This window comes from Peribacillus sp. JNUCC 23 (assembly GCF_053653995.1).
Genome location: NZ_CM132202.1, coordinates 1,716,215 through 1,730,187, shown reverse-complemented (window position 1 = coordinate 1,730,187; position 13,973 = coordinate 1,716,215). Strand labels below are relative to the sequence as shown.

Genomic DNA, 13,973 nt, shown 5'->3' with positions numbered 1-13,973 from the left:
TCGTTTAAATTCAAAAAAGAAGAGGGTGTCCCATAACGAAAGGTCACACCCTTTCGGAACACCTCTTCCCTTCACTTAATATTATCAGCCATTCCTTCTTTAAAACCGAAAAGGTAGGTGAAAATAAAGCCAAAAGCATACGCAACTAAAAGCCCGAGAAAATACATCACATATTTCCCATCGATTAGCGGAATAAGTGATAGACCTGATACTCCAATCCCCGTTGAAGCCGTTTGTGCAAATGCCTGGAAAGCGCCGCCCATTGCACCGCCAAGACAAGCAGTTAAAAACGGCCGCCCAAGTGGTAATGTAACCCCGTAAAGTAAGGGTTCGCCAATTCCTAAAAATCCAACAGGCAATCCACCCTTGATAATATTCTTCAATTTCTTATTTTTCGTTTTGACAAAAATAGCAATAGCTGCACCGACTTGACCAGCTCCAGCCATCGCTAAAATTGGAAGCAGAATTGTAACACCAGTACTTGAGATTAATTCCATATGGATTGGGGTTAAGCCGTGGTGAAGGCCGACCATTACAAGTGGTAAGAATGTACCTGCTAGTATAAAGCCGGCGAATACTCCACCATATTCAATAATCGCATTAATTCCATTTGTAATTCCTGCTGTAAAATAGCCGCCAATTGGCTGGATTAGCAATAACGTTAAAAAACCAACAAATAAGACCGTAATTAAAGGTGTTAAAATAATATCAACGGCATTTGGGATGATTGTACGAACTCGTTTTTCGGTAGCGGCCATCAGCCAGGCTGCAAAGATCACAGCAAATAATCCGCCACGTCCCGGTTGAAGCGCTTCTCCAAACAACTCTACGGTGGCAAGGGCAGGGTTGAAGATGAAGATTCCAGCAATGGCCCCGAGTGCCGGTGTGCCACCAAATTCTTTTGCCGTATTCCAACCGACAAGTACACCTAAGTAGGCAAAAATACCGCCACCCATAAATAATAATAACTGCATCCAAGTTGCTGTAGGATCAACACCTGCGTTCTTGGCAAAGTTGGCTGCTCCATTTATAATACCTGAAGCAACTAAAGCAGGGATTAGTGGGATAAAAATATTACCGATTTTTCTTAGCAAATTTTTAAAAGGTGTATTGTTTTTCGAACGTATTTCATTGTGCTTTATCGTTGCTAAATCATCCAATTTTTCTTCATCCACTTCACCTACAGCAAGACCTGTAAGCGCACTCATTTCTAAAGCCACTTTATTTACCAACCCTGGTCCGATGACAATCTGTAAGGTTTCGTCCTCAATAACTCCCATTACCCCTTCTACCGCTTTAATTTCGACAATGTTTGCTTTGCCAGCATCTTTCAACTGCAAGCGTAGTCTAGTCATACAATGAGCAACTTGACTAATATTCGAAGCTCCTCCGACTTTTTCACTTATCTCTTTTGCTAAGCGTTCTTCCTTTCTCATTTCTTTCCCCCACCCTCTTTATTAGATGACTAATTTCCATGAAATAATTTTAATCGAACCAACTCCATTTCCAGATTTTCAGGAGTTGGTTCATTCTATGATGCTGATACGAAAAACATGTTCTAGCCGATTTTAATTTCCGTTAGTATTTTCTTTCATTAATTCCTCGATTGCTGCTTTTAGTTCCCCATGATGTTTATTCAATGTTTCTTGTACGTCGTTTCCCTCTACCCCTGTTACAATTGATAGAATAGCAGTTTTAACAGAACCATATTTCTGTAAAGCATCCTCTGCGTCTGTTATAGTTGCACCTGTTGCTTCTACGACAATAGCCTTTGCCCGTACACGAAGTTTTTCATTGGTTGGTTGCACATCAACCATTAAATTGCTATACACTTTACCTATTTTAATCATGCTGGCTGTTGTAAGCATATTTAACACTAGCTTCTGAGCTGTCCCTGCCTTCATTCGGGTCGAACCAGTAATTACCTCAGGTCCTACTTCTACAAACATTGATATGTCAGCTACACTTTCCATTTCTGAGTGGGGACTGCAAATAACAGCACCTACAGTTGCTCCTAGCTCTCTCGCTTGTTTCATCGCTGAAATTGTGTAAGGTGTTCGACCGCTGGCAGCAATTCCAATCACACAATCCTTCTCTGAAACATGTAAGTTTTTAATATCTTCTATAGCTTGTTCTTGGTCATCTTCAGCTCCCTCTACCGCCAATTGAAGCGCCTTCAAACTACCGGCAATAAGGCCAACTACAAGACTTGGATCGGTTCCATACGTTGGGGGACATTCTGAAGCATCAAGAACACCCAATCTTCCACTCGTTCCTGCTCCAACATAAATTAGCCTTCCGCCATTTTGAAAAGAATTCACAATTTTATCAACCATATCGGCGATTTCAGGAAGAATAGACTCAACTGCTGTAGGAACTTTTTTATCTTCCTGATTAATCATTTTTATGACATCAATACTGGAAAGTTCATCGATATTCATCGTATTAGGGTTTCTTTTTTCAGTTAAAATATTGTTTAAATTCATCCAATTTCTCCTCCTCTATATTCGTGTAATAAGCAGGTACTTTTAAAAAAATTGATTGGAATATAGTTTTATATGAAAATTTATTCCAATCATTTTTTACATATTCACCAAAATAAAAGAGTCAGACTCCACAACTACAATACACAGCTTATTGTGTATGAAGTGTGAAGTCCGACCCTTACTTTTTATATCCTAAATTATCATTTTTTTGTTTATTCGCTTCTTTATCCGCCTTATATACAAAAGCAAATACTTCTGCAACCGCAATGTATAACTCTTCTGGTATTTTTTTATTTATGTCCAGCTTACCAAGTAGCTCTGCTAATGATGGATCTTCCTGAATCGGGATATTATGTTCTTTGGCCGCTTCAAGAATGTTTTCTGCAACTTTTCCTTTGCCTTTTGCAAGTACTTTCGGGACTGATTCTTTTTTTGCATCGTATTGCAGAGCAATCGCTGCTTTTCGTTTTTCACTCATATTCGTAAATCCAATCCACTATAAGTATCGTTCATATTAATGGCAACTTGTGACTTTTTCTTTAGCTGTGTCTTTCCAGCCTCATTTTCAAAAACAATACTTGATAACTTATAGTCCATTTCCTCTAAATTTTTCTTTAGCACTTCAATAAATGGCGTCACAAGCATTTCAAGCCGATCAGGATGTTCATGGATAATCGACACGTTAACAACACGATTTTGAACGCCCATATCAATGATTGTTTCTTTAAGAGATTCAAGTTCTAAATAAAAGAGAATTCGGCAATATGCCGGGTCTATCGTACCATCTTTTTTTCTTCTTCCCGTCCACTGCATCGTTAAATCAGTTTGATGTGTCCCCATTGTTAATGGAATTTGCATGAACAGCTGTTGAAGCGGACCATTTTCCTGAGCCAGAATTTGCTGGGCTGTAATTCGTTGAATAGCCTGCTCCGCCGAATTTTTAACGGTCATTGACAGATCCTCCTGCATCAATTTCATTAATAATGGTTTTAGCGTTTCCAATTGATTATCGGATACTTGCTTTTCTGTAGCTAAGACGGATTCAAATCCAAATCCCATTTGAGATATGATCTTTTTGAATGAAGAAGATAACGATCCAGCATTCGAAAAATCGACTACTTTAAAATCGTTTTGTAAAACAGATTTTAATGCAACAGTTTGGGGTTCCGTTGTATCAGTTACGATTTGGTCAGATGTAGCAACTTTTAGTAAAAGTTCACCGATCTTACTGCTTGCCACTTGAACTGTATCTGGATTATTGTTTAATAGCTTTATCACTGGATTTTGTCCTTGGTCAGCACTGATAAAAGCCTTCGCTTCAAAATTTGCATGAACAGCCGACAAGAGCGTTTTTGCAAGTGACGTGATATGTAGGTTTTGTCTTTCTCCAGCATTACGTAATAAACGATTTAATTCACCTAATATATCGTTTGTTTCAGTAGGCTGAATGAGTCCTTGACTGGAAAGGTACGATAAACCCTCCCTTACGACAGCTGTTGCATTGCTTCTTCCCGAAGGCATGATTTTGTCTAGAAAAGCAGACAGTAACTCTGATTCAGATACATGATGAGGAATTAACCCAGCATTTTGCAGGAGTGTATAGGCTCCCTCACGGACATGAACAGGAGTTTCAGCTTTTAACCATAGCGAAAGGACTTTTTGCATACCCATTTTTTCCATTAACTCTTGTTTCGGAAGTACAAGAGTTTCTAGTAGTGCTTTTGTTTGCGCCGAAGTAGGCGTGTGTTTTTCACTTTTTAATAGATTCTGAAGAAGAGTTGACAAAATGATATGAAATGGTTTTCCGTTTTCCACAGATTGTAGGGCCATAAATACATCTTTTACAAACGGAAGCTCTTGAACAAGCATCGTTTTAATGATGGTAAGTCCTTGACCTGTTATACTAGAATCCTTAAAAAAACGAAGTGACTCCTCCATAATCTCTTTTGTAATCGGCAATTCATTTTTCAAAAAATAGTCTGCAATGAAGGTTGCTTCTTTGCTCTTGCCAAGAGATAGATGTGTTAGTACTTGTTCTGCCGCCTTACTACTTCCCATCTCACTTGAAGCAATAGCTTCAAGAAGCTTGAAACGGACTTGTCCGTCATCTGGTTGCACTTGAAGCCAATATCTTTCTCCAGCCTTCAAAGGTACATCCAAAGCCGCCATAACCATTTGTGAACCGATTTGTACCGATGCCATATTATTCGGAAACAGCTTTGTCATTTTCCCAAGCAAAATTTGGCCACTATGGAATGTCATTTTCCCTTGAAGCCCATCCACCGGTCTTGTGTGCGTTAGTAATTGAGTCGGTTGCATTATGCCACATCCTAAAACCATTCGTTTTATTTCTCTAAATACGTGTTCAATAAGGAGGATAAAAAAGAGCCGAGAAGTTCAAGGAACGCACCTTTGGAACCTTACGCGTATACAGTAACATTTGTGACTGGACTTGCACAGGTTGTGCTGACTTCTATGTTGCGCACAGGACATGCGCGATGACATAATTCTCAAGCTATTTTACCGAACTCTTTAAAATCCTCTCTAAGACATTTCTTTTACAGGTGAAAAACTCCTCCTATGCCATGGAGTGATCCCAAATTGTTCTAATCCTTCTAAATGCGCTTTCGTTCCATATCCCATATTCTTCTCAAATGCATAGTGTGGATACTGAACTGCATACTCTTTCATCATTTGATCTCGCGTCACTTTTGCTATGATTGATGCTGCCGCAATTGAGATACTTTTACTATCGCCTTTTATTATCGACAGCTGTGGAACAGGAGTTTCAAGTTTCATTGCATCAATTAGTAAATAGTCTGGCAATATACTTAGATTCTTTACCGCCATTAGCATCGCTTTCTTTGTTGCTTCATAAATATTTATTTTATCAATTTCTTCGTTATCTATAATACCTGTACCAATTGCCATCGCTTGATCGCGGATGATATCAAAAAAATGATTTCGCTTTGTTTCGGATAACTGCTTTGAATCAGTAAGACCTAGACAGTAAAAGTCTTCCGGTAGGATCACAGCACAAGCGACAACAGGTCCTGCGAGCGGCCCTCTACCTACTTCATCAATCCCAGCAACAATTGAGAAACCTTGTTTTCTAAGTTCAGTTTCATTTGTACACATTTGTTTAAATGCCTTTTGTAAATGGAGCTCTTTTTGATAATGATTGTTCCATTTTAGTAAAAGATCACTCACACCTTTTCGATCATCCATTTTACATTGATCAAGAAAAGGATCACTAGGTTCTTTAATTGTAGATAGTCTTTCGGCAATGTCCTTTATTTTCATATTCTTTGTCATTTTTTTCACCTTTGTGTTATTTATCGGCATCTTCATACTTTTCATAATCTGTAATACAAAACTTGTATGGCGTTAAAACACTACCATTTACCATATATAAGCACCCTACACCACCTAATCGCAATGGCGGTGGTGCGGAGCCTGAATTTTGGATATTTCTTAATAAAATCAGTATACCTGCTAAGTAGATTGCCTATATTAGTTCGTCGCGAAGACCTGTCCCCATGTCCTCCATACAAAAAAGCAGGAATTTGCGTCAAACAGTTTGACTGTTTACATGCACTCCTGCTCCTTATTCATTCTTCAGTTTGTTCAGCCATATCACTTGGCTTTTCAAAGGTTAATGGGCCCATTTTTTGAGAACGGATTTCGCGAACAACTAGCTCGGCTGTTTTATCGTAATCGACCATTCCCCCAGCTGCTAAGCATCCTCGGAATTTCCCAATCACATCAAATAGCTCCACTGTTTCTGTGGGAATCACTTCAAGATTATAACGTTCCTTTAAACGTGCAGGATATTCTTTTTCTAAAAAGCGGATACCGTATAGAGATATTTCATGTAGATTTAATAAAGTATCTTTAATGGCACCTGTCAACGCAAGCTTCATGCCGACTTCTTGATCCTCAAATTTTGGCCATAATATACCTGGTGTATCCAATAACTCAAGCTCTTTACCAACCTTAATCCACTGCTGTGCTTTCGTTACACCTGGTGTATTACCCGTTTTAGCAATGTTTTTCTTCGCTAATCGATTAATAAGCGTCGACTTTCCAGCATTTGGAATACCGACGATCATGGCACGAATCGCTCTTGGCTTGATTCCCTTTGCTTTCATACGGTCAAATTTATCTTTCAGCAGCTCTTTTGATGCCGCGGTAATTTGCCCAAGACCTTGTCCTTCTTGCGAATTAATGGCAATGGCCTTTTTTCCTTGTGATTGATAATATGCGAGCCATTCCTTCGTTCTGGCTGGGTCTGCCATATCAGCTTTATTTAATAAAATAACTCTTGGCTTATGCTGAATAATTTCATCTATCATCGGATTTCTCGATGCTAGCGGGATTCTTGCATCCACTAATTCGTAAATAATATCAACTAATTTTAGTTTTTCCGTTACTTCTCTTCTCGCTTTGGCCATATGGCCTGGGAACCACTGTATCGTCAATGGAATCCACCTTCCTAACTATTCAACCAATCTAAATCTGTTAATTGGCCAATATACTAATTTTGTTTTGCCTACCACCTTATCAAATGATACATATCCAATATACCGGCTATCTTTACTTGCGCGTCTATTATCACCCATTACAAAGAGATGCCCCTTAGGTACTGTGTCACTATTGGTAATATCCATTAAGGTAAATGATTCTGTTAACGGACCGCCATCTGTCAGCTGCTTCTTATATTCATCTAAATACGGCTCAGGATAAGCTTTTCCATTCACATATAAGGTATCATCGTTATATTCAACTTTATCTCCTGGAAGACCGATTATCCGCTTTATATAATCTTTACCTTCTGGAGCATGAAAAACGATAATATCAAAGCGATCTGGATCGCTTATTTTGTAATTGAATTTATCGACAATCATTCGTTCTTGTGTATCCAAAGTAGGAGCCATAGAATATCCATCTACAACGATCGGTGCAAATAGGAAATAACGAATGACTACCACAAGAAGAACAGCAATCAAAATCGCTTTTGTCCATTCCCAAATCTCATTCTTTTTCTTTGCCACAATAATCCTCCTTGCAGTGAAGCACTTCTCATTTCACTAGAATATAGGGGATAAGGAAAACTACTAGGTATCTTATACGAGGTCTTTCTCACTTCGGGTACAAAAAAGGAGCCTGATAAACAAGCTCCTAATTTCACCCGCATTAACGGTCGTTTCCTCTATCTAAGCCCAAAGAAGCATGATGAGGATCAACTATCCGTAAAAGCCCAATCGGTTCAACTGACCATCGGTGGACCTAATCCCCACCGACGGATGTCTTACCTTATAGAGGATGTTCAAAAAGTCCGGTAAAAATAGCTGTCGAATTGCATCAAAGCTCTGTCTCTTCGGTCCTCACGTATTACTACATACGCTCCAGCCCTCTCGAGATTCGCTCCTCGAACTTCTCGGCTCTTCTTATCCTTCTTTTTGAACACGCACTTATATACTGTTTCTGTTAAGTTCAATCCTGTTAACACGCAAAATCAATGAGATTATGCTGATTAGCGGCGCATCTCTTTAATACGTGCTTTTTTACCACGAAGCTCACGTAGGTAGTAAAGTTTAGCACGACGGACTTTACCGAAACGAACTACTTCTAATTTAGCTACTTTTGGTGAGTGTAAAGGAAATGCACGCTCAACACCAACACCGTACGAAATTTTACGTACTGTGAAGGTTTCGCTGATTCCACCACCGCGGCGTTTAATTACAACACCTTCAAATAACTGGATACGTTCGCGAGTTCCCTCAACTATTTTTACGTGTACACGTACAGTGTCACCAGGACGGAACGCTGGAAGATCAGTACGAAGTTGTTCTTTAGTAATTTCTTGAATAAGTTGTTGCATGTTTATCTACTCCTCCCGGATGCTCTTGCCAACATTAGCGTTGCAGCGGAACATCGTTATAAGACTGAACATTATTGCTCAAGTCACGAAAAATATCATATCATAATAATAGAAGAATTACAAGTGTCGTCATTTTTCCTTTTGAATCTCTGCTAATAATTTTTTCTCACTATCATTTAATGAGTAGTTTTCTAACAAATCAGGACGGCGATTCCACGTTCTTCGCAGTGTTTCCTTTGTTCGCCACTCATCAATTTTCTTGTGATTTCCGGAAATAAGCTCGTCCGGTACTTTCATACCTCTAAAATCTGAGGGTCTTGTATAATGCGGATGCTCTAGCAAGCCTGTGGAAAAAGAATCATGGACTTGTGAGTCTTCATTTCCAAGCACACCTGGCAATAGCCGAACAACACTGTCAATAACGACCATTGCCCCCAGTTCACCACCGGTTAGTACATAGTCGCCAATTGAAATTTCATCTGTTACGACATGTTCTCTAATTCGTTCGTCGTACCCTTCGTAATGACCGCAAATGAAAATGAGATGATCTTCTTTCGCCAATTCTTCTGCCTTCCTTTGATCATAGCGTTCCCCTTGTGGGCAAAGAAGAATGACTTTTGGTTTTGTCTCGGATTGAGCGCTTAAAGCATCAACTGCATCAAAAATCGGTTGCGGCTTCAAAACCATGCCAGCTCCACCGCCATATGGATAATCATCAACAGTCGAATGCTTATTATCGGCATACTCACGAAAGTTTGTTACTTGAAAGGTTACGGCATCTTTCTCGCTAGCTTTTTTCAATATCGAAGAACCGAAAACACCTTCGAACATTTCCGGAAATAAGGAGAGGACATCAATTTTCATCAATCAAGCAGCCCTTCCATAGGAGTAATGATGATCTTTTTGTTAGCTATATCCACTTCTTTTACAATTTGTTTGATATAAGGGATTAAGATGTCTTTCCCTTTTTTACCTTTCACAACCCAAACATCATTAGCACCAGGTGTTAAAATTTCATGAATTTGGCCAATTTCTTCACCAGCATCTGTGAAAATCATACACCCAATAATTTCATGAAAATAAAATTCATTTTCATCTAGCTGACCAAGCTGTGTTTCTGGCACTTTTAATATCCCATCTCTTAAAGACTCAGCCATGTTTACATTGTAATATCCTTCAAAGGTCAACAAATCAAAATTCTTATGTTTACGATGGCTCTCAATTGTGAGTGCCATCGGTTTATCATTTCCTTTGAATAGATGTAAAACGTTTTTGGGCTTGTAACGCTCTTCTGCAAAGTCCGTTTTAGATATAACTCGGACTTCTCCTTTGATTCCATGTGTATTTACAATTTTCCCTACATTAAACCAATTTTCCATACTATCACCTCTAACGGATTTCAGAGACAACTCCATCCTTTATCACAATCGTTTTTGTGTGTATGATTTCATCCCAGTTGTCGCCTATTTCTACACTTACAATACCTTGGATTTCACGTTCTTTTAATTCGCTTCCAATTGGTAATATTTCCAATTGTTCGATTTGAAATTCTATTAGTTTAATTTTATCTTGTCGTTGATTGACTTCTTTTTCGAAGTGGGTACGAAGACTCGCTGGTTGAAAATTTCTCGTCTTCTCTAATTTCTTCAATTCAAAGCGCAATTGTTCCGATTCTTTTTGAAGTTGAAGACGTTTTGATTTGTACTTTTCAAGGAGTTGATTCTTGCTGGTCTCTGTTAATACTTGATTAACCATGACTGATTTGATAATTTTCATTCCAGCGCCTCCTACATGTTTGTATTTCTTTCATGCTAAACCCTTACAATGTGATATCTATAAGTTATTCAGCATTTGCGTTTTTGTTCTATATGTAAGATTAAACAACTTTTAATATGCATGCTTTATTATACCCAATATGTAACGATGATTTCATTGATTTGGATTTACGGCGAGTATATTTCTAGAGTGGTACTATTTTTTTATTACAAAAAAAGGAGGGGTATTAACCCTCCCTTATTCGGAAATCTCCAAATAGATTTTCTTATGCTGTGAGGATCCTGCTGCATATACCACAGTCCGAATCGCCTTAGCTACACGCCCTTGTTTTCCGATGACTTTCCCCATATCCTCCTTATGAACAGAGAGGGTGTAAAGGATTCGGTCATCTTCTTCCCGAGACATTACTTGAACATCTCTCGGATGATCGACAAGAGCTGAAACAATTGTTTCAATTAAGTCTTTCATCTAGGAAAATTACTTACCTAGTTTTGCATTGTGGAATTTCTCCATAATGCCTTGGTTTGAGAATAAGTTACGTACTGTATCAGATGGTTTTGCACCGTCTTGTAACCATTTAAGAGCAAGCTCTTCGTTGATTTGAATTTGTGCAGGTTGAGTTACTGGATTGTATGTCCCAACAACTTCAATATAACGTCCATCACGTGGTGAACGAGCATCTGCAACTACGATACGATAGAAAGGAGTCTTTTTAGCTCCCATACGTTTTAAGCGAATTTTTACTGCCATTTTAAATAAGCACCTCCGAATAGTTTCACACAAGATAATATATTATCAAATGTCTAGCATGTTTGTAAAGGTTTTTTTCTTAACAGACGTGTGTAATCTGTTAAAAACTTTACATGAATGGGAGTTTAAATCCCTTTTTCTTGCCTTTAGGCATGTTTGTAAATTGTTTCATCATCTTCTTCATGTCCTCAAACTGCTTAAGTAAGCGATTTACTTCTTGAATCGATCGTCCACTTCCCTTAGCAATTCGTTTTTTCCGACCTGAATTGATGACTTCAGGATGTTCTTTTTCTTGAAGTGTCATCGAGCGAATAATCGCTTCGACATGACCAATTTGCTTTTCATCAATAGAAAGATTATCCATCCCTTTGATCTTGTTTGCTCCAGGGAGCATTTTCAGTAAATCGTCAAGCGGACCCATATTTCTCACTTGGCCAAGTTGCTCGAGGAAATCATCGAACGTAAAAGATGCTGTTCTCATTTTTTTCTCAAGTTCTTTAGCTTTATCCTCATCGACGTTCATCTGTGCTTTCTCGATTAAAGTTAGTACATCTCCCATACCGAGAATCCTTGAAGCCATTCGTTCTGGATGGAACGCCTCTAGTGCATCCATTTTTTCACCCATTCCGACAAATTTAATCGGAGTATTTGTAACCGAACGAATAGATAAAGCTGCTCCACCTCGTGTATCTCCATCTAACTTCGTCAATACGACACCAGTCAAACCGAGCTGTTCATTGAAGCTTTGGGCGACATTGACAGCATCCTGACCAGTCATCGCATCAACAACTAGAAAAATCTCATCAGGCTTCGTCAAATCTTTAATGTCCTTCAATTCATCCATTAAGTTTTCATCAATATGAAGTCGTCCAGCTGTATCAATCAGCACATAATCATGATGATCTTCTTTCGCCTTTTCGATCGCCTGTTTTGCTATTTCAACAGGGCTGACTTGATCACCAAGGGAGAAAACAGGCATATTAATTTGTTTACCAAGTGTTTCTAATTGTTTGATTGCTGCTGGACGGTAAATATCAGCTGCAACGAGCATAGGCATTCGATTGTATTTCTTTCTTAAAAGATTGGCAAGCTTTCCAGTTGTTGTCGTTTTCCCCGCGCCTTGTAAACCGACCATCAAAATAACAGTTGGCGGACGGGGAGACACGGCAATCTTACTTTGTTCGCCGCCCATCAGCTCAGTTAATTCCTCTTTAACGACTTTTATGACCTGCTGACCAGGGGTTAAGCTTTTGAGAACTTCCTGGCCTACCGCTCTCTCACTCACACGTTTGACAAAATCTTTGACAACCTTAAAGTTAACATCGGCTTCAAGAAGCGCTAATCTAACCTCGCGCATCATTTCCTTTACGTCCGCCTCGTTAACCTTTCCTTTGCCGCGAATCTTTTGCATGGTGCCTTGCAGTCGGTCGGCTAATCCTTCAAATGCCATACATACCGCCTCCTAATCTAATTTCTCAAGCTCGGAAATCGCTATTATAAGGGTTTCATGCGATAGTGAACCTTCATCCACCATCTTTTTCACCTTGGAAATCCATTCATTACGCTCTTGAAATTTTTGGAATAGCAATAATTTCGCTTCATATTCCTCTAGCATTGCTTCAGTTCGTTTTATATTGTCATAGACTGCCTGCCTGCTTACCTCATATTCATTTGCAATCTCGCCTAGAGAGTAGTCATCCAGATAATAGAGGGACATATAGCTCTGCTGTTTTTCAGTTAACAATGTTTGGTAGAAATCATACAGATAATTAATCCGCATTGTCTTCTCGAGCATAAGTGTAACCCCCTGCCTGTTAAGTGAAAACCCTTTACAAGTTTATAGTTTACCTGCTTATTATTCGGATGTCAAGCTGAAACCTTTACAGAATACAGTTTCTGATTTTTTTTACTTGGTGCAAACGATACATATATTCTTCCGTTTCAGATTTACCGTTTTTTTTAATAGAAGTTGTTTTCAGAGATGAAATCAACTTCTATTCTTAATGTTTAGGATGTTGCCTCAAAAGAAATTAGCTTATTTATCAGATTATCTAAGTTACGTTCTAGGCTTCTTGTTCGATTACATCAGCGAAAAGTCCGTACACATATTTTTCAGCGTCGAATTCCTGTAAGTCATCCATTTTTTCACCAAGACCGACGAATTTAACGGGAATTTTCAATTCATTGCGAATGGCTAGGACGATACCGCCTTTTGCAGTCCCATCAAGCTTCGTTAATACAATTCCAGAAACATTTGTAGCTTCCTTGAATGTTTTCGCTTGAATTAACGCATTTTGTCCCGTCGTAGCATCTAAAGCAAGCAGCACTTCATGTGGGGCTCCAGGTATTTCTCTTTCAATCACACGCTTTACTTTTTCTAATTCTTTCATCAGGTTTACTTTGTTTTGAAGTCGACCTGCTGTATCACATATTAGTATATCAGCTTTCCTCGCCTTAGCAGATTGAATAGCGTCATACATCACAGCTGCAGGATCAGATCCTTCCCCTTGCTTAATGACTTCAACACCTACACGTTCGCCCCATACTTCCAACTGTTCAATCGCTCCAGCACGGAATGTATCACCAGCAGCAAGCAGAACAGATTTCCCTTCGGACTTAAATTTGTGAGCAAGTTTGCCAATTGTTGTCGTTTTCCCGACACCATTCACACCAACAAATAAAATAACAGTAAGTGCATCCTTTTGCAGATTTAATGTAGATGAGCCTTCATCATCACTGTTATAGATTTCAACCAACTTCTCAGAAATGACAGCCTGTACTTCCTTAGTATCTGAAATATTGCGACGCTTCACTTCCATTTTGAGCTCGTCAATCAATTCCATAACCGTTTCAAAACCAACATCCGCACTAATGAGAATTTCTTCTAGTTCTTCAAAAAACTCTTCATCCACTTTTCTATAACGAGCAACAAGATCATTTACTTTTCCAGCAAATGAATCTCTCGTTTTCGTTAAGCCTTCTTTAAATTTTTCGGAAACTGAATCGGTTTGTGTTGTGAATTTCTCTTTAAGCTTTTTAAAAAAACTCATCTAATCACTTCCTCCATTTATATAAAA

16 protein-coding genes are annotated in these 13,973 nt (G+C 38.8%); all 16 read right to left on the bottom strand.

All coding sequences use genetic code 11. The annotated features are described in order from the left end of the window. Positions 1-71: 71 nt before the first annotated feature. The 16 genes from JNUCC23_RS08235 to ftsY all read right to left on the bottom strand — a co-directional run bounded on the left by JNUCC23_RS08235 (position 72) and on the right by ftsY (position 13,946). The gene (locus tag JNUCC23_RS08235; RefSeq protein ID WP_062181208.1) at positions 72-1,436 is read right to left on the bottom strand and encodes a PTS transporter subunit EIIC; all 1,365 of its coding nucleotides are present in this window, start codon (positions 1,434-1,436) and stop codon (positions 72-74) included. 132 nt (positions 1,437-1,568) lie between these two features. Next, positions 1,569-2,486 (bottom strand): N-acetylmuramic acid 6-phosphate etherase, encoded by a 918-nt coding sequence (gene murQ, locus JNUCC23_RS08230; RefSeq protein ID WP_454215175.1) that lies wholly within the window; start codon positions 2,484-2,486, stop codon positions 1,569-1,571. Positions 2,487-2,664: 178 nt separating this feature from the next. After that, on the bottom strand, positions 2,665-2,964 hold the full coding sequence (locus tag JNUCC23_RS08225) for an EscU/YscU/HrcU family type III secretion system export apparatus switch protein (RefSeq protein WP_403073301.1): 300 nt from the start codon (positions 2,962-2,964) through the stop codon (positions 2,665-2,667). Beyond that, entirely contained in the window at positions 2,961-4,805 is a 1,845-nt protein-coding gene (locus JNUCC23_RS08220) for a hypothetical protein (RefSeq protein ID WP_454215173.1), read from the bottom strand. Before JNUCC23_RS08220 ends, JNUCC23_RS08225 begins: the two co-directional genes overlap by 4 nt. A gap of 225 nt (positions 4,806-5,030) precedes the next feature. Further along, a complete protein-coding gene (locus JNUCC23_RS08215) occupies positions 5,031-5,801 on the bottom strand; it encodes a ribonuclease HII (RefSeq protein ID WP_454215171.1) in 771 nt (256 codons plus the stop codon). Between the two features lie 296 nt (positions 5,802-6,097). Next, positions 6,098-6,967, bottom strand: a complete 870-nt coding sequence (gene ylqF, locus JNUCC23_RS08210; RefSeq protein WP_062181220.1) for a ribosome biogenesis GTPase YlqF — start codon at positions 6,965-6,967, stop codon at positions 6,098-6,100. Between the two features lie 18 nt (positions 6,968-6,985). Continuing rightward, complete coding sequence (lepB, locus tag JNUCC23_RS08205) at positions 6,986-7,540, bottom strand: signal peptidase I (protein WP_062181223.1); 555 nt, start codon at positions 7,538-7,540, stop codon at positions 6,986-6,988. Between the two features lie 482 nt (positions 7,541-8,022). Then, positions 8,023-8,370, bottom strand: a complete 348-nt coding sequence (rplS, locus tag JNUCC23_RS08200; RefSeq protein ID WP_049680758.1) for a 50S ribosomal protein L19 — start codon at positions 8,368-8,370, stop codon at positions 8,023-8,025. Between the two features lie 129 nt (positions 8,371-8,499). Continuing rightward, a complete protein-coding gene (trmD, locus tag JNUCC23_RS08195; RefSeq protein WP_062183317.1) occupies positions 8,500-9,234 on the bottom strand; it encodes a tRNA (guanosine(37)-N1)-methyltransferase TrmD in 735 nt (244 codons plus the stop codon). Continuing rightward, positions 9,234-9,749, bottom strand: coding sequence for a ribosome maturation factor RimM (gene rimM, locus JNUCC23_RS08190; protein WP_403073294.1), 516 nt, complete (start codon positions 9,747-9,749; stop codon positions 9,234-9,236). Before rimM ends, trmD begins: the two co-directional genes overlap by 1 nt. A 10-nt stretch (positions 9,750-9,759) precedes the next feature. Then, entirely contained in the window at positions 9,760-10,146 is a 387-nt protein-coding gene (locus tag JNUCC23_RS08185) for a YlqD family protein (RefSeq protein WP_062181230.1), read from the bottom strand. A gap of 237 nt (positions 10,147-10,383) precedes the next feature. Continuing rightward, complete coding sequence (locus JNUCC23_RS08180) at positions 10,384-10,614, bottom strand: KH domain-containing protein (protein ID WP_403073292.1); 231 nt, start codon at positions 10,612-10,614, stop codon at positions 10,384-10,386. Positions 10,615-10,623: 9 nt separating this feature from the next. Next, the gene (gene rpsP, locus JNUCC23_RS08175) at positions 10,624-10,896 is read right to left on the bottom strand and encodes a 30S ribosomal protein S16 (protein ID WP_049680754.1); all 273 of its coding nucleotides are present in this window, start codon (positions 10,894-10,896) and stop codon (positions 10,624-10,626) included. A 109-nt stretch (positions 10,897-11,005) separates the two neighbouring features. Next, positions 11,006-12,346 (bottom strand): signal recognition particle protein, encoded by a 1,341-nt coding sequence (gene ffh / locus JNUCC23_RS08170; protein WP_454215167.1) that lies wholly within the window; start codon positions 12,344-12,346, stop codon positions 11,006-11,008. A 12-nt stretch (positions 12,347-12,358) separates the two neighbouring features. Continuing rightward, complete coding sequence (locus JNUCC23_RS08165; protein WP_062181238.1) at positions 12,359-12,691, bottom strand: putative DNA-binding protein; 333 nt, start codon at positions 12,689-12,691, stop codon at positions 12,359-12,361. 268 nt (positions 12,692-12,959) lie between these two features. Further along, the gene (gene ftsY, locus JNUCC23_RS08160; RefSeq protein ID WP_403073289.1) at positions 12,960-13,946 is read right to left on the bottom strand and encodes a signal recognition particle-docking protein FtsY; all 987 of its coding nucleotides are present in this window, start codon (positions 13,944-13,946) and stop codon (positions 12,960-12,962) included. Positions 13,947-13,973: the final 27 nt, after the last annotated feature.